This window comes from Kitasatospora sp. NPDC004615 (assembly GCF_042873545.1).
Lineage (GTDB): Bacteria > Actinomycetota > Actinomycetes > Streptomycetales > Streptomycetaceae > Kitasatospora.
This window is the reverse complement of the sequence record NZ_JBIALQ010000005.1, coordinates 523,009-540,140: the sequence shown is the minus strand read 5'-3', so window position 1 is coordinate 540,140 and position 17,132 is coordinate 523,009. Positions and strand designations below refer to the sequence as shown.

The 17,132-nt window shown below is 71.8% G+C and carries 20 protein-coding genes and 1 riboswitch; of the genes, 15 read left to right on the top strand and 5 right to left on the bottom strand.

Features of this window, described 5'->3' with window-relative positions; translation table 11 throughout:
• Positions 1-93 precede the first annotated feature (93 nt).
• Positions 94-906: an ABC transporter ATP-binding protein gene (locus ACFYS8_RS20415; RefSeq protein WP_387642909.1), complete on the top strand. Its 813-nt coding sequence runs from the start codon at positions 94-96 to the stop codon at positions 904-906.
• Between the two features lie 113 nt (positions 907-1,019).
• Here the strand turns inward: ACFYS8_RS20415 and ACFYS8_RS20410 are convergent, their stop codons facing one another.
• Positions 1,020-1,424: a peptidoglycan-binding protein gene (locus tag ACFYS8_RS20410; protein ID WP_387642908.1), complete on the bottom strand. Its 405-nt coding sequence runs from the start codon at positions 1,422-1,424 to the stop codon at positions 1,020-1,022.
• A gap of 197 nt (positions 1,425-1,621) precedes the next feature.
• Here ACFYS8_RS20410 and ACFYS8_RS20405 point away from each other — a divergent pair, with 197 nt between their 5' ends.
• The 9 genes from ACFYS8_RS20405 (at position 1,622) to ACFYS8_RS20365 (ending at position 10,568) form a co-directional block, all read left to right on the top strand.
• Positions 1,622-2,446, top strand: a complete 825-nt coding sequence (locus ACFYS8_RS20405; protein WP_387642907.1) for a shikimate dehydrogenase — start codon at positions 1,622-1,624, stop codon at positions 2,444-2,446.
• 181 nt (positions 2,447-2,627) lie between these two features.
• Positions 2,628-3,812, top strand: coding sequence for a chorismate synthase (aroC, locus tag ACFYS8_RS20400; protein ID WP_387642906.1), 1,185 nt, complete (start codon positions 2,628-2,630; stop codon positions 3,810-3,812).
• A complete protein-coding gene (locus tag ACFYS8_RS20395) occupies positions 3,809-4,330 on the top strand; it encodes a shikimate kinase (RefSeq protein ID WP_387642905.1) in 522 nt (173 codons plus the stop codon). Before aroC ends, ACFYS8_RS20395 begins: the two co-directional genes overlap by 4 nt.
• Positions 4,323-5,411, top strand: coding sequence for a 3-dehydroquinate synthase (gene aroB, locus ACFYS8_RS20390; protein WP_387642904.1), 1,089 nt, complete (start codon positions 4,323-4,325; stop codon positions 5,409-5,411). The genes ACFYS8_RS20395 and aroB overlap by 8 nt, the downstream gene beginning before the upstream one ends.
• Positions 5,408-5,854: a type II 3-dehydroquinate dehydratase gene (aroQ, locus tag ACFYS8_RS20385; RefSeq protein ID WP_387642903.1), complete on the top strand. Its 447-nt coding sequence runs from the start codon at positions 5,408-5,410 to the stop codon at positions 5,852-5,854. Before aroB ends, aroQ begins: the two co-directional genes overlap by 4 nt.
• A gap of 73 nt (positions 5,855-5,927) precedes the next feature.
• Positions 5,928-6,764: an AAA family ATPase gene (locus tag ACFYS8_RS20380; RefSeq protein ID WP_387642902.1), complete on the top strand. Its 837-nt coding sequence runs from the start codon at positions 5,928-5,930 to the stop codon at positions 6,762-6,764.
• A 789-nt stretch (positions 6,765-7,553) separates the two neighbouring features.
• Positions 7,554-8,360 (top strand): Fpg/Nei family DNA glycosylase, encoded by an 807-nt coding sequence (locus tag ACFYS8_RS20375; RefSeq protein WP_387643038.1) that lies wholly within the window; start codon positions 7,554-7,556, stop codon positions 8,358-8,360.
• A 95-nt stretch (positions 8,361-8,455) separates the two neighbouring features.
• A complete protein-coding gene (locus ACFYS8_RS20370; RefSeq protein WP_387642901.1) occupies positions 8,456-9,148 on the top strand; it encodes a DUF6445 family protein in 693 nt (230 codons plus the stop codon).
• 80 nt (positions 9,149-9,228) lie between these two features.
• Positions 9,229-9,425, top strand: a riboswitch (cobalamin riboswitch).
• A gap of 30 nt (positions 9,426-9,455) precedes the next feature.
• The gene (locus ACFYS8_RS20365) at positions 9,456-10,568 is read left to right on the top strand and encodes a HoxN/HupN/NixA family nickel/cobalt transporter (protein ID WP_387642900.1); all 1,113 of its coding nucleotides are present in this window, start codon (positions 9,456-9,458) and stop codon (positions 10,566-10,568) included.
• Between the two features lie 22 nt (positions 10,569-10,590).
• Here the strand turns inward: ACFYS8_RS20365 and ACFYS8_RS20360 are convergent, their stop codons facing one another.
• The gene (locus ACFYS8_RS20360) at positions 10,591-11,436 is read right to left on the bottom strand and encodes an EamA family transporter (RefSeq protein WP_387642899.1); all 846 of its coding nucleotides are present in this window, start codon (positions 11,434-11,436) and stop codon (positions 10,591-10,593) included.
• A gap of 124 nt (positions 11,437-11,560) precedes the next feature.
• Between ACFYS8_RS20360 and ACFYS8_RS20355 the strand changes: the two genes are divergently transcribed.
• Positions 11,561-12,139, top strand: coding sequence for an XRE family transcriptional regulator (locus ACFYS8_RS20355; RefSeq protein ID WP_387642898.1), 579 nt, complete (start codon positions 11,561-11,563; stop codon positions 12,137-12,139).
• 45 nt (positions 12,140-12,184) lie between these two features.
• Here the strand turns inward: ACFYS8_RS20355 and ACFYS8_RS20350 are convergent, their stop codons facing one another.
• Both ACFYS8_RS20350 and rpmG read right to left on the bottom strand, forming a co-directional pair.
• A complete protein-coding gene (locus ACFYS8_RS20350) occupies positions 12,185-12,427 on the bottom strand; it encodes a type B 50S ribosomal protein L31 (RefSeq protein WP_387642897.1) in 243 nt (80 codons plus the stop codon).
• A gap of 57 nt (positions 12,428-12,484) precedes the next feature.
• The gene (rpmG, locus tag ACFYS8_RS20345) at positions 12,485-12,649 is read right to left on the bottom strand and encodes a 50S ribosomal protein L33 (protein WP_387642896.1); all 165 of its coding nucleotides are present in this window, start codon (positions 12,647-12,649) and stop codon (positions 12,485-12,487) included.
• Between the two features lie 132 nt (positions 12,650-12,781).
• Between rpmG and ACFYS8_RS20340 the strand changes: the two genes are divergently transcribed.
• The 4 genes from ACFYS8_RS20340 to ACFYS8_RS20325 all read left to right on the top strand — a co-directional run bounded on the left by ACFYS8_RS20340 (position 12,782) and on the right by ACFYS8_RS20325 (position 15,891).
• Positions 12,782-13,888, top strand: coding sequence for an aminopeptidase P family protein (locus ACFYS8_RS20340; RefSeq protein WP_387642895.1), 1,107 nt, complete (start codon positions 12,782-12,784; stop codon positions 13,886-13,888).
• A 69-nt stretch (positions 13,889-13,957) separates the two neighbouring features.
• A complete protein-coding gene (gene efp / locus ACFYS8_RS20335) occupies positions 13,958-14,521 on the top strand; it encodes an elongation factor P (RefSeq protein ID WP_387642894.1) in 564 nt (187 codons plus the stop codon).
• 2 nt (positions 14,522-14,523) lie between these two features.
• Positions 14,524-14,961: a transcription antitermination factor NusB gene (nusB, locus tag ACFYS8_RS20330; RefSeq protein WP_387642893.1), complete on the top strand. Its 438-nt coding sequence runs from the start codon at positions 14,524-14,526 to the stop codon at positions 14,959-14,961.
• A 108-nt stretch (positions 14,962-15,069) separates the two neighbouring features.
• Complete coding sequence (locus tag ACFYS8_RS20325) at positions 15,070-15,891, top strand: thioesterase family protein (RefSeq protein WP_387642892.1); 822 nt, start codon at positions 15,070-15,072, stop codon at positions 15,889-15,891.
• A gap of 22 nt (positions 15,892-15,913) precedes the next feature.
• Here ACFYS8_RS20325 and ACFYS8_RS20320 read toward each other — a convergent pair whose 3' ends face one another.
• Positions 15,914-16,978, bottom strand: coding sequence for a 2,3-butanediol dehydrogenase (locus ACFYS8_RS20320; RefSeq protein ID WP_387642891.1), 1,065 nt, complete (start codon positions 16,976-16,978; stop codon positions 15,914-15,916).
• Positions 16,979-17,132 lie beyond the last annotated feature (154 nt).

Sequence of the window (17,132 nt, the reverse complement as noted above, 5' to 3'; positions counted from 1 at the left end):
GCGTGCAGCCCACCGGAGTCCCCGGAATCAGGGGTGTCCGGTGGGCGGAACGGCTTTGCCGGGCCGGTGGGGGGTGCGAGTAGCGTGATCCGGATGGAGATCTTGCAGAACCTGGACCCCGCGCTGCTGGAGGCCGCGCACGTCGACGTGGTGCGCGGCGGGCAGTACCTGCTACGGGACGTCTCGCTGACCGTTCGGGCCGGGGAGCACTGGGCGGTGCTCGGTGCCAACGGTGCCGGCAAGAGCACCCTGCTGTCGCTGCTGGGTGCGGTCGAGCACCCCACCGCGGGCAGTGTGAAGGTGCTCGGGCGGCAGTTGGGCCGGGTCGATGTGCGGGAGTTGCGGGCGCATCTCGGGCACGTCAACCCGCGGCACCCGCTGCGCTCCCCGCTGACCGTGCGCCAGGTGGTGCTGACCGGCACCACGCAGACCATCGAGCCTGACCTGTGGCACAAGCCCACCGCCGAACAGCTTGACCACGCCGAGGAGTTGATCGCTACCCTGGGCATCGCGCACCGCGCCGAGAACCCCTGGACCACCCTCTCCCAGGGCGAGCGCGGCCGGGCCCTGATCGCCCGCGCGCTGATGCCCGAGCCCCGGCTGCTGCTGCTCGACGAGCCCGCAACCGGGCTCGACCTCACCGCCCGCGAGCAGCTGCTGGACAGCCTGGACGAACTGCGTCGCCGCTTTCCCGAGGTGGCCTCGGTGCTGGTCACCCACCACCTGGAGGAGCTGCCGGAGACCACCAGCCACGCGCTGCTGCTGCGCGACGGACTGGTCACCGCTGCGGGCCCGGCCGCGGAGGTGCTCACCACCGAGCTGGTCTCCGACTGCTTCCGCCACCCGATCCGGATCAGCCACAGCGAGGGCCGCTGGCACGCCCGCACCCGCCGGGATCACGAGTGACCCGGATGCTGCGCCCCGCTACCGCTGCCGACCTCGAACCGCCGGTCGAGCTCAAGGCGGTAGCGATGTGCCCGGCTGCCCGCCGGTGACCCGATGGGCAGCCGGGCCGCGGATCAGTAGACCCGGCAGACGGAGTCCCCGGTGTTGATGCTGCCCTTGATGAACTTCATGTGATCGCGAGTGTTGGGTCCGTACGTCCCGTCCGCACTTACTCCGATTTGCCGCTGAACGGCGATGAGCGCGGACTTGGTGGCCGGGCCAAAGACTCCGTCACTGGAGATGTTCTGGCCGTAACAGACGTTCAGGGCACCCTGCAGCACCTGGACGGCCTCGCTCTGGTTGCCTTGGCCCAGCAGGCAGTCGGTCGAGTAGGAACTGGTGGCGGGCACGATCACCCCCATGTCCAGCATGGATGTGGTGCACGAGGCGGTGGCGGCCTGCGCGGTGCCGGTGCCGATGCCGAGCAGGCCGACGGCGAGGGCTGCTGTGGCGAGTGAAGCGGGGACTATGCGGCGCATGAAGGTCTCCTTGAGCACTCTGGAGCGATTGGTATGACCAGTGGCATTAGTGTGTTGGTTGTGTGGTTGGTGAGGTAGTGCTCTGTGTTCGAAGTGGCCTGTTTGCGGCCTGGAGTGGCTTGATCCACTTCATATCCGTCGATGCCGCGTGCGAAGATCGGCGCGAGCGCATCGTCAAGTCAGGAAGGGCCGGGTGCGTGACCGACCTCAGAAGGGCCGCCGTGCTCGGCTCGCCGATCGCCCACTCGCTCTCGCCCGTCCTGCACCGGGCCGGTTATGCCGCGCTCGGCCTGGACGAGTGGCGCTACGACCGGTACGAGGTCGACGAGGCCGGGCTGGAGGCGTTCGTCATCGCGCTGGACGCCAACTGGGCGGGGCTGTCGCTGACCATGCCGCTGAAGCGGGCGATCCTGCCGCTGCTGGACACCGTCAGCGACACCGCGCGGGCCGTGGACGCCGTCAACACCGTGGTGTTCGGGCCGGACGGGCGGCGGCACGGTGACAACACGGACGTTCCCGGGCTGGTCAACGCGCTGCGCGAGCGGGGCGTCGAACGGGTGGAATCGGCGGCGGTGCTGGGCGCCGGGGCGACCGCCTCGTCCGCGCTGGCGGCGCTCGGGCAGATCAGCGACGGTGACGTCACCGTGTATGTGCGCAGTGCCGAACGGGCCGCCGAGATGCGGGAGTTGGGGGAGAAGCTCGGGGTGGCGGTGCGCACCGCCGACTGGGCGGACTCGGCGCAGGCGCTGGCCGGGCCGCTGACGGTCTCCACCACGCCGGTCGGGGCCACCGACGGCTTCGCCGCGCAGCTGACCGGTACTCCCGGGGTGCTGTTCGACGTGCTGTACCACCCGTGGCCGACCGCGCTGGCCGCGGCCTGCCAGGAGCGGGGCGGCACGGTGCTCGGCGGGCTGGACCTGCTGGTGCACCAGGCGGTGCTCCAGTTCGAGCGGTTCACGGGCGTCGAACGGGGCCCGCTGGCTGAGATGCGGGCCGCGGGCGAGGCGGCGCTGGCGTCCTGAGCTGCGGCTTCGGCACGGCGATTGCGGACGTTCACTGTCCGCCACGCGGACCGTGCCCCCGGTGGCGCGCCGGACGTGAAAGGATCGGTGCTTGCCCCGCCGCGCTCCGCGGCCGGGCAGCACGAGACGCCGGACCGGCCGCCGTTCGCGGCGAGCGGGCCGCTGACGAAGGAGCTTTTCGGTGGGTAGCTTGCGCTGGCTGACGGCGGGGGAGTCGCACGGCCCCGCTCTGGTCGCGACGCTGGAGGGCCTGCCGGCCGGAGTGCCGGTCACCACCGCCATGGTGGCCGACGCGCTGGCCCGCCGGCGGCTCGGTTATGGTCGCGGCGCGCGGATGAAGTTCGAGCAGGACGAGGTGACGTTCCTCGGCGGTGTCCGGCACGGCGAGACCATGGGATCGCCGGTGGCGATCATGGTCGGCAACACCGAGTGGCCGAAGTGGGAGCAGGTCATGTCGGCCGACCCGGTCGACCCCGAGGTGCTCGCGGGCCTGGCCCGCAACGAGCCGCTGACCCGCCCCCGCCCGGGCCACGCCGACCTGGCCGGCATGCAGAAGTACTCGATCGACGAGGCCCGGCCGATCCTGGAGCGCGCCAGCGCCCGGGAGACCGCCGCCCGGGTCGCGCTCGGCGTGGTCGCCCGCTCCTACCTGAAGGAGACCTGCGGCATCGAGATCGTCAGTCACGTGGTCGAGCTGGCCGCCGCCAAGGCCCCGGCCGGGGTGCTGCCGCTGCCCGCCGACGAGGCCCGGCTGGACGAGGACCCGGTGCGCTGCCTGGACGCCGACGCGTCGAAGGCGATGGTCGCCGAGATCGACCAGGCCCACAAGGACGGCGACACCCTGGGCGGCGTCGTCGAGGTGCTGGCGTACGGCGTGCCGGTCGGCCTCGGCTCGCACGTGCACTGGGACCGCCGCCTGGACGCCCGGCTGGCCGCCGCGCTGATGGGCATCCAGGCGATCAAGGGCGTCGAGGTCGGCGACGGCTTCGAACTGGCCCGGATCCCCGGCTCCCAGGCGCACGACGAGATCCTGCCGACCCCCGAGGGCGTCAAGCGCGCCACCGGCCGCTCCGGCGGCACCGAGGGCGGACTGTCCACCGGCGAGCTGCTGCGCGTCCGGGCCGCGATGAAGCCGATCGCGACCGTCCCGCGCGCCCTGCAGACGCTGGACGTGCGCACCGGCGAGCCCGCGAAGGCGCACCACCAGCGCTCCGACGTGTGCGCCGTGCCGGCCGCCGGCATCGTCGCCGAGGCGATGGTGGCGCTGGTGCTGGCCGACGCGGTGGCGGAGAAGTTCGGTGGCGACAACGTCTCCGAGACCCGTCGCAACGTGCAGTCGTACCTCGACAACCTGATCGTCCGATGAGCGCCCCGGTAGTTGTGCTGGTCGGCCCGCCCGGCAGTGGCAAGTCCACCGTCGGGCGGGTCCTCGCGGAGCGCCTCGGCCTGCCGTTCCGCGACACCGACGAGGACATCGAGCGGACGGCCGGCAAGCCCATCCCGGAGATCTTCGTCGACGAGGGCGAGCCGCACTTCCGGCAGCTGGAGCGCGAAGCTGTCGAGGCAGCCTGTGCGGACTTCGAGGGCGTGCTCGCGCTCGGCGGGGGCGCCGTGATGGCCCCTTCCACGCGCGAAGTGCTCGCCCCGCTGCCCGTGGTGTTCCTGGAGGTCGCGCTGGGCGACGCGGTCAAGCGGGTCGGCCTGGACGCCCCCCGCCCGCTGCTCGCGGTCAACCCCCGGGCCCGCTGGCGCGAACTGATGGAGGCCCGCCGCCCGCTGTACCTGGAGGTCGCCACCGCCGTGGTCGACACCGAGGGCCGCACGCCCGAGCAGGTCGCCGACGCCGTACTTGAAGCACTGGAGCTGAAGAACCCCCATGAGTGACATCGTTCGGATTGCCGTTGCTGGTAGTGACGGCCACGCCCCGTACGAGGTGCTGATCGGGCACCAGCTGCTCGGCGAACTCGCCCCGCTGATCGGCCCGAAGGCCAAGCGGGTGGCGATCATCCACCCGGAGGCGCTGGAGGCCACCGGCGAGGCGATCCGCGAGGACCTGGTCGACCAGGGCTACGAGGCGATCGTCCTGCAGGTCCCGAACGCCGAGGACGCCAAGAGCGTCGAGGTCGCCGCGTACTGCTGGTCGGTGCTCGGCCAGACCGGCTTCACCCGCAGCGACGTCATCATCGGCCTGGGCGGCGGCTCGACCACCGACCTGGCGGGCTTCGTCGCCGCCACCTGGCTGCGCGGGGTGCGCTGGATCTCGGTGCCCACCACGCTGCTCGGCATGGTGGACGCCGCGGTCGGCGGCAAGACCGGCATCAACATCGCCGAAGGCAAGAACATGGTCGGCGCCTTCCACCCGCCCGCGGGCGTGCTGGCCGACCTCGGCACCCTGGAGACCCTCGGCAAGCACGACTACGTCTCCGGCCTGGCCGAGGTGATCAAGGCCGGCTTCATCGCCGACCCGGTGATCCTCGACCTGATCGAGCAGGACCCCGCGGCCGCCACCACCCCCGCCGGCCCGCACACCCTGGAACTCATCCGGCGGGCCATCCAGGTCAAGGCCGACGTGGTCTCCGGCGACCTCAAGGAATCCGGCCGCCGTGAGATCCTCAACTACGGCCACACCCTCGGCCACGCCATCGAACGCAACGAGCGCTACAAGTGGCGGCACGGCGCGGCGATCTCCATCGGCATGGTCTTCGCCGCCGAACTCGGCCGCCTGGCCGGGCGGTTGGACGACGCCACCGCCGACCGGCACCGCACCGTACTGGCCTCGGTCGGCCTGCCGCTCAGCTACCGGGCGGATGCCTGGCCGAAGCTGCTGGACGCCATGAAGATCGACAAGAAGTCGCGTGGCGACCTGCTGCGCTTCATCGTCCTCGACGGCCTCGCCAAGACCTCCGTCCTCGAAGGCCCCGACCCGTCGCTGCTGGTCGCCGCGTACGCGGAGGTCTCCGGATGACCGCCGTCCCGGTGCTCGTCCTGAACGGCCCCAACCTGGGCCGGCTGGGCTCCCGCGAGCCCGACGTGTACGGCTCCACGTCGTACGCGGGGCTCGTTGCGCGCTGTGCTGCCCTGGGCGCGGAGCTCGGGCTCTCGGTCGAGGTCCGGGAGACCAACTCCGAGGCCGAGATGGTCGGTTGGCTGCACGAAGCGGCGGACGCCAAGACCCCCGTGGTGATCAACCCCGGCGCGTTCACCCACTACTCGTACGCGATGCGGGACGCCGCCGCACAGCGCACCGCCCCGCTCATCGAGGTGCACATCTCCAACCCGTACACCCGCGAGACCTTCCGGCACACCTCGGTCATCGCCGCGGTCGCCTCCGGCACCATCGCGGGCTTCGGTCTCGGCTCGTACGAACTCGCCCTGCGGGCACTCGCCGAACAGCTGACCACCCGCTGAGCACCGCGCGGCCCGGTGGCGGACTTGTGCCCGCCACCGGGCCGACGTGTACATTCGGCGCAGGGAGGTGACGGTGAGCCAGTACGCGCAGAGCCACCATCCGGGGGGCCAGGTGCCGCCCCGCCCGGGGACGCCCCCGTATCCGACGGCCCCTCAACAGCCGTACCCCGCACCGGTACTGCCCGCCACCACCCAGGCCATACCCACCCTCGGGCCGATCGCCACCCGCCCCGACCGGCCGACCGTCCCGCTCAAGGCCGTCGCGCCCGGCGGTACCGGGCACTTCCTGCTCCCCAGCGGCGGCACCGTCCAACTCCCCGCCGCGCCACCGCCGATGCCCGCACCGGCCGCCCCGCTGCCCGTCGGACCGATCGCCGTCCTGCTGATCGGCGCGGCCGGCGCCGGCAAGACCACCGTCGCCCGCTACTGGGCCGAGCGCCGACCCACCCCCACCGCGCACATCAGCCTCGACGACGTCCGCGAATGGGTCCAGGCCGGGTTCGCCAACCCGCAGTCCGGCTGGAACACCGCCTCCGAGGCCCAGTACCGCCTCGCCCGGCGCACCTGCGGCTTCGCCTGCCGCAACTACCTCGCCAACGGCATCTCCTGCATCATCGACGACGCCGTCTTCCCCGACCGACCCGCGATCGGCCTCGGCGGCTGGAAGCGCCACATCGGCCCCGGCATGATCCCCGTCGTCCTCCTCCCCGGCCTCGACCGCGTCCTCGCCCGCAACGCCGAACGCTCCGGCAACCGCCGCCTCTCCGACGACGAAGTGGCCCGCATCCACGGCCGCATGGCCGGCTGGCGCACCTCCGGCCTCCCCATCATCGACAACTCCAACCTCACCGTCCCCGAGACGGCCGCCGCGCTCGACCAGGCGATCCTCTCCCGCCTCCACCAACGCTGACCCCCTGCGGGGAGCTCCCTCCACCCGCGCCGCGCAACCCGACCCGCGACGAGCGCTGCGCGCAGGCCGGGGGCAACCCGCTGCGCGGGGCTTGGGCGTGAGGAGTTTCCGCTGCGCGGAGCTTCGGCGGCGGGGACTTTTGCTGCGGGGGCTTCGGCGGCGTGGTCCTCGCCGGGCGGGCCGTGATGCGGAGGGGTTTTTGCTGCGTGGGTTGTGATGGGGAGGGTTCCGCTGCGCGGAGCTTCGCTGCGCGGTCTTTGACCGCGCGGGTTTCCACTGCGCGGGACTGCGCTGCCCGGGTTCGGTGAGTGGGTTTCCACTGGGGGGCTCTAGCTGCGCGGGCGTCGGCGGCGCGGGCCTTCGCCGGGCAGGGCTGTGCAGGGGGTTCCGCTGCGCCGCCTTTCGCGGTGCGGGTTTTTGTGGCGCGGGTCTCCGCTGCATGGGGTTTCGCTGTGTGGGCTTTCGTTGCGCTGGCCTCGTTGCGCTGGCCTCGCTGCGCTGGCTTCGGTGGCGCGGGCTTCGGTGGCGCTGGCCTCGCTGCGCGGGTCTTTGTCATGTGGGTTTCCACTGGGAGAGCTTCGTTGTGCGGGCTTCGGGTGTATGCGCCTCCACTGCGTGGGGTTTCGCTGTACGGGCTTTCGCTGCGCAGGTTCGCCTTGTGCGGGCGTCCGCCGCAGGCTTGGTGTCGTTCTGGCCCGTGGTGGGGGTGGACCTTTGGCTCTGCCGGGGTGTCGGTGGGGGCGGGGAGAATGGGGGTGTTGGACGGGAACGAATGTGGAGGTGGCGCGGGTGCCCGAGGGGCATGTGGTGCATCGGTTGGCCGGGTTGAACGGGGAGCTGTTCGGGGGGCGGGCGGTGCGGGTTTCGTCGCCGCAGGGGCGCTTCGTGGAGGGGGCGGGGCTGCTGGACGGGCGGGTGTTGGAGGTTGCGGAGGCGCACGGGAAGCATCTGTTCCTGGGGTTCGGCGACGACTGGCTGCATGTGCATCTCGGGTTGTACGGGAAGTACGAGTTCGGGGTGGGGGAGGCTCCGGAGCCGGTCGGGCAGGTGCGGTTGCGGATGGAGAACGGGAGTGGGTACGCGGATCTGCGGGGGCCGACGGCGTGCGAGGTGCTGACGCCGGGGGAGAAGGCGGCGGTGCATCGCAGGCTGGGGCCGGATCCGTTGCGGCCGGGGGAGGTGGGGGATGCGGCGTGGCAGCGGATCTCGCGGAGCGGGACGACGGTGGCCGCGTTGCTGATGGATCAGAAGGTGCTGGCGGGTGTCGGCAACGTGTATCGCGCGGAGGTGCTGTTCCGGTTGGGGATCAGTCCGCACCGGGCGGGGCGGGATCTGAGCCGGGCCGAGTGGGACGCGATCTGGGCGGATCTGGTGGCGCTGATGCATGACGGTGTCGCGGCGGGGCGGATCGACACCGTGCGGCCGGAGCACACGCCGGAGGCGATGGGGCGTCCGCCGCGGGTGGACGACCACGGTGGTGAGGTGTACGTGTACCGGCGGCAGGATCAGCCGTGTCTGGTGTGTGAAACCCCGGTGCGGACCGAGGAGTTGGCGGCCCGGAACCTGTTCTGGTGTCCGCGCTGCCAGCAGGCATGACGGGTCGTCATCACGGAGGGTAGTGGGGAAGCCTTGACGGAAGGTTGACCGGCCCTTGGGCGAGGGGTTCGGGGCGCGCTCCTATTGTCGGGTCCATGCCCGTGCAACCGTTCCAGGGCCCGCGCCCGACTCCGGCCCTTCCGGTCCTCCCGTACCGCAAGCCCACCAAGGGGCGTGACTACTGGGTGCTGGACGATGTCCTGCCGGATCCGGATGCGGTGCGGGCCCGGCATCTGGCGCGTACCGACTGGGACGAGGGGTATCCGCACAGGCCGGAGCCCTGGCCGGGGTTGCGGGCGATGCCCGGGCTGGAGCCGGAGGAGTTGGCGCACGTCGAGAAGCTGGTGCGGGAGACCGTGCAGGTGCCGCGGATCTGGGCGTTGAGCGAGGCCGAGGGCGGCACGTTCAACCACAACTGCGTGCAGGTGGTGGGGGAGGGGGAGTGCGAGCCGCGGCCGCACACCGATTCGCGGTCGCTGTGCCGGTACGCCGCCGTGCTGTACCTCAACCCGAACGTGCCGAAGCGGTGCGGGACGAGCTTCTACCGGCAGAGCCTGCCGGGGGGCCGGCTCGGCGGGAACACCGTGGTCGCCCCGCACAACAATCTGGTGGACGCGCTGGGCACCCGTTTCGTCCCGCCGGACTCGTTCACCGAGGATCTGGCCGTTCCGCACCGCTACAACCGGCTGCTGCTGTACACCGCCAACCTGATGCACACCGCGACCGAGTACTACGGCTCCACCCTGGACGAGAAGCGGATGACCTGCGTGTTCTTCTGGATGGCGTGACGCGCCGTCAGCCCGCCGGGCGGGCGTGATCTTCGACACCTGCGCGGTGTGACGCTCTTGCCGCCGCGTGGTGGCCGGATCTACGGTGGGCGGGCCGTGGTGTTCGGGAAGCCGGTGCACTGTGCTCGTCACAGGAGTCCGGAGCGGCCCTCGCCACTGTGATCGGGGAGTCGTCGGCTCCCACCTCGTGCCACTGGCCGCTCGCGGCCGGGAAGGCCGGGCGCCGACGCCGAACACCCCGTCAGCCAGGAGACCGGCCACGGCATCTCACGAAGTGATCCACGAGGTGCTGGAGCGTGATGCGCGGATGACCGCGTCCGATTCGACCATGCCCGGAAACGTCCCGGGCTCCCCTCTTCCTGCTTTCCGCTGGCGGCGCGAGGACACCTTGCGCACCGCCGGCCTGATGGCGGTGATCCTGGCCCTGCACGTGGCGGCGTTCGGGACGCTGCTGTTCCTGGTGGTGCCGGAGAAGTACCAGGTGGGTACCCAGGTGTTCGGCGTGGGCCTGGGCATCACGGCCTACACGCTGGGCATGCGGCACGCCTTCGACGCCGACCACATCGCGGTGATCGACAACACCACCCGCAAGCTGATGGCGGACGGCCGCCGGCCGGTCTCGGTGGGCTTCTGGTTCGCGCTCGGGCACTCCTCGATGGTGGTGCTGATGGCTGCGCTGGTGGCCGGCGGGGCGGCGCTGGCGGGCACCCTGATGGACGAGGGTTCGACGACCCATCAGGTGCTGGGCACCATCGGCACCACCGCGTCGGGGGCGTTCCTGTACCTGATCGCGGCGCTCAACCTGGTGGCGCTGCTGGGCATCCTGCGGGTGTTCCGGGCGATGCGGGCCGGTGAGTACGACGAGGCCGAGCTGGAGAAGCACCTGGACTCGCGGGGCTTCCTGGCCCGGATCCTGGGCCGGGCGACCCGTTCGATCACCCGGCCCGGGCAGATGTTCCCGGTGGGCATGGTGCTGGGCCTGGGCTTCGACACCGCGACCGAGGTGACTCTGATGGTGATGGCGGGTTCGGGTGCGGCGTCCGGCCTGCCCTGGTACGCGATCGTCTGCCTGCCGCTGCTGTTCGCGGCCGGGATGAGCCTGTTCGACACGCTGGACGGCACGTTCATGAACTTCGCCTACCAGTGGGCGTTCTCCAACCCGGTCCGCAAGGTGTACTACAACCTGACCATTACGGGGCTGTCGATCGCGGTGGCCTTCGTGATCGGCACCATCGAGCTGGTCGCGGTGCTGCACGACAAGTTCGGCCTGGACGATCCGGTGTCCGGCTGGATCGCCGGACTCGGTCTGGAAAACGTCGGCTTCGTGATCGTCGGCCTGTTCGTGGTGGTCTGGGCGGCGGCGATCGGCTACTGGCGGATCGCCCGGCGGTCCAAGGCCTTCGCGGGGGCAGGGGCCTGAGAACGCGCGGCCTGACGGGAAGTCAACCTGCGGCCAGGATCAGCGTTCCGGCGACGGCCAGTCCGGCGCCGACCACCTGGACCCGCAGCAGCCGTTCCTTGAGCAGGCCGCGCGCCATCAGCGCCGTCACCACGGGGTAGAGCGAGGCCAGCACCGCCGCCACCGCGACCGAGCCCAGGTGGGTGGCGGCGGCGTACAGGCCGTTCGCGGCCACGTCGGCGACGCCGACGGCGGTCAGTGAGGGCAACGAACGGGCCGCGCCGCGCAGTTCGACCGGCTCCCGGCGGGCGGCGGCGGCCAGCATGCCGATGCCGACCACCGCGTTGGTCAGTCGTTGCACGCACAGCGTCAGCAGCAGTCCGCCGCCGGCGCTGGCATGCGCGATCAGGGCGAGCACCGCGCCGAACGCGAACGCGGCGGAGAGGGTGAGGACGAGGACCCGGCGGCTCACGGCCGGTCCGCCGCGCTGCGGGCCGCCGGCCAGCGCGACCCCGGCGATCGCCACCAGGATCCCCAACCCCTGGACGGCGCCCGGCCGTTCGCCGAGGAACAGGCCGACGCCGATCGGCACCAGCACGCCGACGGTGGCCAGCGGTGAGACCACGCCCATCGGCCCGAGCGCCAGTGCCTTGTAGAAGGCGAGCAGCGCGATCGGCCCGATCACGCCGGCCGCGACGGCGTACCAGAGCGCGGGGCCCGCGTCGGCCCAGCCGCCGGTGGCGGTGACGGCCAGGACGAGGACCAGGGCGGCGGCGGTCTGCGAGAGGACCACGACGCCGAGCGCGGGCAGGCGGCGGGTGATCGCCCCGCCGCCGTAGTCGGCGACGCCCCAGAGCAGGCTGGCGAGCAGCGCGAAGGCGGCGCTCATGAGGTCGTCGGGCGGTGAGCGGGGGGCAGCATGATGGACTCCGCAGTACAGTCGATGGATCTGTCGTGCTGCCGCAGCATAGTTCAACCCATTCAACCGACCCAACTAAAATATTGGACTCAGCGTGCCGGAACCCGATCTCGTCACCCAGGCCCTCGCCCGCAACCTCAAGCGGCTGCGCACCGAACGCGGCCACACCCTGGACGCCCTCGCGGCCCGCTCCGGCGTCAGCCGCGGCATGGTGGTCCAGATCGAGCAGGCCCGCACCAACCCCAGTGTCGGCACCGTGGTCCGGCTCGCCGACGCCCTCGGCGTCTCGATCGCCCGGCTGCTCGACTACGACGAGACCTCGGTGGTGCGGATCATCCCCGCCGAGGACGCCGTGCGGCTGTGGAGCGGCCCGGACGGCGGCAGTGGCGTCCTGCTGAACGGCATCGAGGCCCCCGGCCCGCTGGAGCTGTGGACCTGGCACCTGCGCCCCGGCGAGACCCACGCCTCGGACCCGCACCCGGCCGGCACCGTCGAGATCGCCCGGATCGACGAGGGCGAACTCACCCTCGTCCTCGACGGCCGCGCCCACCGCATCCCGGCCGGCTCCACCGCCTCCTACGAGGCCGGAACCGCCCACAGCTACCGCAACGAGGGCGCCGGCGACTGCCGGCTCACCCTGGTGGTCTCCGTACCCCCGCCGGCCGGCAAGTGAGCGAAGGGCCCCGGGAAGCTCCCGGGGCCCTTCGCCGCACGTCTGTCAGAGGCCGTACCTGCGCCGGTACAGCTCCACCCGGCCCGCGGTGTCCAGCAGGCGGGCCTTGCCGGTGTAGAACGGGTGGCTCGCGGAGGACGTCTCGACGTCCACCACCGGGTACGCCCGCCCGTCCGTCCACTCGACCGTCCGGCCGCTGGTGGCCGTGGATCGGGTCAGGAACGACAGGCCGCCCGTCTTGTCCCGGAACACCACCGGACGGTACTCGGGGTGCACTCCCTGCTTCATCTGCTCCTCCTTCGCCAAGCCTTCAACAGCCTTCGAACGCCCTCAACTGCCCTGTGGTCAGCGGGTTTCGCGGAACTCCACGTGCCGCCCGGCCACCGGGTCGAACTTCCGCAGGACGATCCGGTCGGGGTTGTTCCGCCGGTTCTTGCGGGTCACGTAGCTGAAGCCCGTGCCCGCCGCCGACCGGAGCGTGATCACCGGTCGCAGCTCGCTGCGCGCCATCTCGAACCTCCACTCTCGGCAACGATTGCCGTTTTCATGTGGCCACAACACGCCCCTGCCCCGCCGCATTCCCGCCCCGATCGGGCCCGTTCCGACGGGCGGCCCCCGGGCCCCGTTCGTAGGCTCGGAGACATGTCCGACGCGCACGCCGCCCGACGCGAACGCCTCCGCGAGTACTGCAGCGCCTCCGGAGCCGACGCCGCGCTGATCACGCGCGCCGCCAACGTCCGCTACCTCACCGGCTGCCCGCCGTGCGGCGCCGCGCTGCTGCTCACCCGCGAACGCGCGGTGCTGGCGCTGCCGCAGGACGTGCCGCCCGAGGAGTCGGTGGAGCGCGAGGTGGACGAGGAGGTCACCCGGCTGGCGGCGCCCGCCGAGACGGACGCCGCGGTGGCCGCCGCCGAGGCCGCCGCCCGGCTGCGGGTGCGGGACCTCGCCGTCGAGGAGCACGACCTGACGGTCGCCCGGCACCGCGCCATCGCCCGGCAGGTCGAGCCGGCCCGGCTGCTCGACCTGGACCGGGCGGTGGAGCGGCTGCGGGTGGTCAAGGACGAGCACGAGCTCGCCGACCTGCGGATCGCCGCCGAGATCGCCGACCAGGCGCTCGGCGAGCTGCTCGAATCGATCCTGGTCGGCCGCACCGAACGCCACCTGGCGATGGAGCTGGAGCGCCGGATGATCGACCACGGCGCCGACCGGGCCGCCTTCCCGGTCTCCGTCGGCACCGGCAGCCACTCCGGCCTGGAGCGCCACCAGCCCACCGACCGCCGGGTCGAGGAGGGCGACTTCCTCACCGTCGCGCTGGGCGCGCAGTACCGCGGCTACGGCATCTCCACCGCCCGCACCTTCGTGATCGGGGCCGCCCCCGCCGCCTGGCAGGTCGAGCTGCACCGCCTGGTGTTCCGCGCCCAGCGGGCCGGCCGGGAGGCGCTCGGGCCGGGCGTCGAGCAGCACGTCCCGGACGACGCGGCCCGCTCGATCCTGCAGGCCGCGGGCCACGCCGAGCACGCCGTCCACCCGCTCGGGCACGGCATCGGCCTGGAGATCAGGGAGGCGCCGCGCCTCGGGCCCGCCGACATGGGTAAACTGGACAATCGCGTGCCGGTCACCGTCGGTCCAGGAGTGCATCTCCCGGGCCGGGGCGGCGTCCGGATCGAGGACACGCTCGTGGTGCGGCCTCCCGAGGAGGGCGGGCCCGAGCTGCTCACCATCACCACCAAGGAGCTCCTCGCGCTGTAGCCCAACGGGCTCCGGCGGCGCACTGCTTGGTGTTCTTTGACAGCGGACATATCAGGAGTAAGTGCGCCCGTGGCTTCCACGAATGATCTCAAGAACGGCATGGTCCTCAAGCTGGACGGCGGCAAGCTCTGGTCCGTCGTCGAGTTCCAGCACGTCAAGCCCGGCAAGGGCCCGGCCTTCGTTCGCACCAAGCTGAAGGAGGTCCTCTCCGGCAAGGTCGTCGAGAAGACCTTCAACGCGGGCGTCAAGGTCGAGACCGCCAACGTCGACAAGCGGACGATGCAGTACTCGTACCGCGACGGCGAGACCTTCATCTTCATGGACATGGACACCTACGACCAGGTCCCGGTCGACGCCGCCACCGTCGGCGACGCCGCCAAGTACCTGCTCGAGGGCTTCGAGGCCCTGGTCGCGCAGAACGAGGGCGTCCCGCTGTACATCGAGCTCCCCGCCGCGGTCGAGCTGGTCATCTCCGAGACCGAGCCGGGCCTGCAGGGCGACCGCTCCACCGGTGGCACCAAGCCCGCCACCCTGGAGACCGGTGCCGAGATCCAGGTGCCGCTGTTCGTCACCACCGGCGAGAAGGTCAAGGTCGACACCCGCGACGGCAGCTACCTCGGCCGGGTCAAGTAATCGTGGCCTCTGCTCGCACCAAGGCCCGCACCCGGGCCTTTCAGATCCTGTTCGAGGCGGACCACCGCGGCGTGGCCCCCGAGCGGGTGCTCGCCGACTGGGTCGCGCGCTCGCGCGACCCCCGTCCGGACGAGGGTATTCCGCAGGTCGCGGAGTACACCATGCAGCTGGTCGAGGGCTACTCGCAGCACGCGCGCACCATCGACGACCTGATCTCCACCTACGCGGTGGGCTGGACGCTCGACCGGATGCCGATCGCGGACCGCAACGTGCTCCGGCTCGGTGCGTACGAGCTGATCTGGGAAGACGGCACCCCCGACGCGGTCGTCCTGGACGAGGCCGTCGAGATTGCCAAGGAGTACTCCACGGACGAGTCGCCGGCCTTCGTGAACGGCCTGCTCGCCCGCTTCCTGGAGCTCAAGCCGACCATTCGTCGCTGAGCTCGCACTGCCTGTTCGAAGGCCGTCGGACCTGTTGGTCCGGCGGCCTTCGCGCGTAAGCTACCGGCTAGTAATGTGTTTTGGCGTCTGCGCAGAAGGGCCTCAGCCATGCCGGAGACCACCAGCGAGTTCGACCGGGGCATCGCGCTCACCCCGCACCCGGACGAACCCGGCCGCTACGACGGCGAACTCGGCGACGGCTGGCAGATCGGCGGCGGCGTCAACGGCGGACTGCTGCTCGCCTTCGCCGCACACGCCCTCGCCCTGGAGGCCGGGCCCGGCCACCCGCACCCGCTGACCGTCAGCGGCACCTACGTCTCGCCGTCCCGCCCCGGGCCGGCCACCGTCCGCACCGAGATCATGCGCCGCGGCCGCACCCTGGCCACCGGCAGCGCGATCCTCTCCCAGGACGGCGAGGAGCGGCTGCGGGTCACCGCCGCGTTCACCGACCTCGGCGCGCTCGACGACGAGGTCGCCACCACCGCGCTGCCGCCCGTGCTGCCCGCCCCCGATCAGTGCGTCGGCATCGAGCTCGCGCCCAGGGAACTCATCGCCCAGGCCGCCCTGTTGGAGCGCCTCGACCTGCGCCTGGACCCGGCCACCGTCGGCTGGGCGCTCGGCCAGCCGTCCAAGGAGGGCCGCATCCAGGGCTGGTTCCGGCTCGCCGACGGCCGCCCCGCCGACCCGCTCTCGCTGCTGCTCACCGCCGACGCGCTGCCCCCCGTCACCTTCGACCTGGGCCGCCCCGGCTGGGCCCCCACCATCGAACTGACCGTCCACCTGCGCGCCCTGCCCGCCGACGGCTGGCTGCGGGTCTCGCACGCCACCCGCAACCTGGCCGGCGGCTACTTCGAGGAGGACTGCGAGATCTGGGACGAGGACGGCCGCCTGGTCGCTCAGTCCCGCCAGCTCGCCAAGACCCCGCGCTGACCGGGGGCCGGCTCGGGGCAGGTCAGCGGCGCGGGTCGACCAGGATCTTGACGGCCGTCTCGTTGTGGTGGATGAGGGTCTCGAAGCCTTCGGTGACGAGGTGGTCCAGCCCGATCGTCTTCGTGATGAACGGCGCCAGGTCGATCCGTCCCTCCTGCACCAGCTTGATGGTCTGCGGGTGGGAGTTGACGTAGGCGATGGTGCCGCGCAGATCGACCTCCTTGAGGACGAGCTTCTGCATGTCGAGCGACGCCGGCTTGCCCCAGATCGAGATGACGGTGATCACCCCGCCCGGCTTGATCGCGTCGAACAGCGTGTCGAGGACGGCGTTGACGGACGTCGCCTCGAACGCGACGTCCGCGCCCCGGCCGGCGGTGAGGCGGCGGACCTCCTCGACGACGTCGGTGGCGGCCGGGTCGATGACGTGGTCGGCGGCCTTGGAATCCAGCGCCTTCTGCCGCCGCAGCGAGCTGAGTTCGGAGACCGCGACCTCGACGCCCATCGCCTTGAGCACCGCGCAGGTGAGCAGCCCGATCGGTCCGGCGCCGCCGACCAGGGCGAAGTCGCCGGCCTTCGCGCCCGAGCGCTGGAACGCGTGGTACCCGACCGACAGCGGCTCGATCAGGGCCGCCTGGTCGAGCGGGAGGTCGCCGACGGGGTGCACCCACCGGCGTTCGACGACGATCTTCTCGGCGAGTCCGCCACCGCGCCCCGCGAGGCCGATGAAGTTCATGTCGGGCGACAGGTGGTAGACCGGGTTGTTCTCGCCGGTGTCGACCTCGGGGCGCAGGATGTAGGGCTCGACGACCACGCGGTCGCCCGGTTTCAGGTCGTCGACGCCCTCGCCCACCGCGTACACGACGCCGGACATCTCATGGCCGAGCGTCACGGGGGCGCTCTCGCCCGAGATCGGGTGCGGGTGGCCGGCGGGCGGGACGAAGATCGGGCCGTCGAGGTATTCGTGCAGGTCGGTGCCGCAGATCCCGCAGTAGGCGACGTCGATGCCCACCGTGCCCGGCCGGACGGCGGGCTCCGCGATGTCCTCGATCCGGATGTCGCCGCGGTCGTAGTAGCGTGCAGCCTTCACTTGAAACCGCTCCTTCGGCTGGTTTCGGCTCACTGCGGCGGTCTCGCGCCCGGCCGTGAGCCGGGGCCTGCCGCAGCGCGGCCCCATGCGGTCAATAGTCAAAACCTTGCGCCATCGGGCCCGGATCGGCCTCCTGGGCCGCCCCGCGCCCCGG

What these genes read in the sequence shown, in the direction of transcription:
- ACFYS8_RS20325 (WP_387642892.1), top strand. Translation starts at nt 15,070, where the DNA reads ATGCCGGAGACCACCAGCGAGTTCGACCGGGGCATCGCGCTCACCCCG.
- ACFYS8_RS20350 (WP_387642897.1), bottom strand. Translation starts at nt 12,427, where the DNA reads ATGAAGCAGGGAGTGCACCCCGAGTACCGTCCGGTGGTGTTCCGGGAC.
- ACFYS8_RS20370 (WP_387642901.1), top strand. Translation starts at nt 8,456, where the DNA reads ATGCCCGTGCAACCGTTCCAGGGCCCGCGCCCGACTCCGGCCCTTCCG.
- ACFYS8_RS20365 (WP_387642900.1), top strand. Translation starts at nt 9,456, where the DNA reads ATGACCGCGTCCGATTCGACCATGCCCGGAAACGTCCCGGGCTCCCCT.
- ACFYS8_RS20415 (WP_387642909.1), top strand. Translation starts at nt 94, where the DNA reads ATGGAGATCTTGCAGAACCTGGACCCCGCGCTGCTGGAGGCCGCGCAC.
- aroQ (WP_387642903.1), top strand. Translation starts at nt 5,408, where the DNA reads ATGACCGCCGTCCCGGTGCTCGTCCTGAACGGCCCCAACCTGGGCCGG.
- ACFYS8_RS20395 (WP_387642905.1), top strand. Translation starts at nt 3,809, where the DNA reads ATGAGCGCCCCGGTAGTTGTGCTGGTCGGCCCGCCCGGCAGTGGCAAG.
- aroB (WP_387642904.1), top strand. Translation starts at nt 4,323, where the DNA reads ATGAGTGACATCGTTCGGATTGCCGTTGCTGGTAGTGACGGCCACGCC.
- ACFYS8_RS20340 (WP_387642895.1), top strand. Translation starts at nt 12,782, where the DNA reads ATGTCCGACGCGCACGCCGCCCGACGCGAACGCCTCCGCGAGTACTGC.
- rpmG (WP_387642896.1), bottom strand. Translation starts at nt 12,649, where the DNA reads ATGGCGCGCAGCGAGCTGCGACCGGTGATCACGCTCCGGTCGGCGGCG.
- ACFYS8_RS20410 (WP_387642908.1), bottom strand. Translation starts at nt 1,424, where the DNA reads ATGCGCCGCATAGTCCCCGCTTCACTCGCCACAGCAGCCCTCGCCGTC.
- ACFYS8_RS20360 (WP_387642899.1), bottom strand. Translation starts at nt 11,436, where the DNA reads ATGAGCGCCGCCTTCGCGCTGCTCGCCAGCCTGCTCTGGGGCGTCGCC.